The sequence below is a fragment of the Lysinibacillus sp. NPDC047702 genome, from assembly GCF_050272555.1.
GTDB lineage: Bacteria > Bacillota > Bacilli > Bacillales_A > Planococcaceae > Lysinibacillus.
In genome coordinates this window covers 1-1,849 of record NZ_JBNNMG010000138.1, presented here as the reverse complement: position 1 = coordinate 1,849, position 1,849 = coordinate 1, and the positions used below count along the sequence as shown (strand labels likewise).

General features: G+C 38.0%; 1 protein-coding gene. It reads right to left on the bottom strand.

The genetic code is table 11. The features are described from left to right. Positions 1-195: 195 nt before the first annotated feature. Positions 196-1,146: a nuclease-related domain-containing protein gene (locus ACQKIM_RS28045; protein WP_427550239.1), complete on the bottom strand. Its 951-nt coding sequence runs from the start codon at positions 1,144-1,146 to the stop codon at positions 196-198. Between the last annotated feature and the right edge of the window lie 703 nt (positions 1,147-1,849).

Below are 1,849 nucleotides of genomic sequence, written 5' to 3'. Positions count from 1 at the left end.
GGATCTTTTAGTCATGTTGAACACGTCCTCTAATGTAATTAGGATTATCATACATACGCTCACTTTTCCGTGTCCATTATTTATACTAATCACAATTTCTTTCCTTACCTGAGCAAATCTCGGTGCTACCCGAGCGACTACTCTCCTTTCTTCAGCAGTCTCGAATAAATTTTCACATCCCCTAAGCAAGCTCTTTTAATCGTCCTTTAAATAATAAAATGTCTTATTGTTACATCCTTCCTTTTTCTTAGAAAATTCCTGTAGCAGCCTTTTTGTAAGATGTCGATTTGATAATGCTAAAAAATAACGTGCGGATTGTGTATTAATTTTCTCATCAATCAATAAACAAAAATCCTGCAATGCCTGATGATGAGCTAATTTGTCATACTTTTTACAAGCCGGACAAAACCAGCTATGCTTTTGTCGGATTACTTTTGACTGCTTACAATGTCTGCAGAATATACCCTGTTGAAGAATTTTTGGATTAATATTGTAGTAGGTGCATAATGGGGAAGTCTGAAAAGCACGATGATGCTTTAGTAAGAGATTAGCTATTTGTGATTTTGGAATCGTTCGTTGTGATTTATTTTTATTTAAATGTTGTCTTAGGAAATAGGACAGTTCACGCCTCATTAAAATCGGAAACTTTCCTTGTTCATAATAAATTTCAGCGTTATTAAAAGGAAAAACGATAATCCCTGTCACTTCTATTTGGAACTTAAGTTGTTTAAAAAAAGAATTTAATCCAAAAATATATTCTTCGAGTTGAATTTCTGGATGATTAAAAATATGTTTGTCACCATTTTCTAATATACGGACCATTTGTCTTGGATGATGCTTCAATTCAATCCTCCCACGTATATTTTTACTTTCAATAACAACTACATCATAAGGAGTAATAACTACAACATCAAGCTGAATAGGAACAGGCTCAAACAAAGTAATATTATGCAAAACATAGATTTCCAGTGTCTTTGATAGTTTTTGCAATTCACTTATTATACATTGTTCTCCAAAATCGCCTGCTTCTAATTGCTGTAACTCTTGCGAAACTTTTAAATGCAGCGAATGATTTGAATCCAATCGATGAACCAATGCACGTAATCCTGGTATAATTGTTGCTTGTTCAAATGGTTTTAATATCATGAAATTCTCCTTTCTTTTTGCCTAGACTATAGCAAGTTTTATCACCTTTGCAAATAGCTTTTTCTAAATTAAAAATTTAATCACCTTAAGTTTGCGAAAAAGATTAATATTAAGAAAATTTGTGAATATTTGGCCCAATTTAGTTGATTTTATTTTTGACCTGAGTCGTTTTTCACCCTTTTCGAGCAATTTCATACTCTACCTGAGTGATTCTCGACATTGCCTGAGCGACTTCACTCTCCACTTGAGCGGTTCTCGATCTTACCCAAGCGACTTCTTACTCCACCTGAGCGATTCTCGTCATTGCCCGAGCGACTTCTTACCCCACCTGAGCGATTCTCGTCATTGCCCGAGCGACTTCTTACCCCACCTGAGCGATTCTCGTCATTGCCCGAGCAATTTCACTCTCTACCTGAGCGGTTATCGATCTTACCTGAGCGACTTCACTCTCCACCTGAGCGGTTCTCGTCATTGCCCGAGCGACTTCACTCTCCACCTGAGCGGCTCTCGACATTGCCCGTGCGACCTTACTCTCTAACTGAGCAGTTCTCAACCTTACCCGAATGATTCCACTCTCAAGTTGAGCAATTCTTCACGCCAGCCATAGACATAATCAGAACCACCAGTCTAACTGGTGGTTTGCTCTACGCGTGAAACGCTGGGGTACTGGCCCATGTCTAAAGACACACTGAAAGGTCCGCCA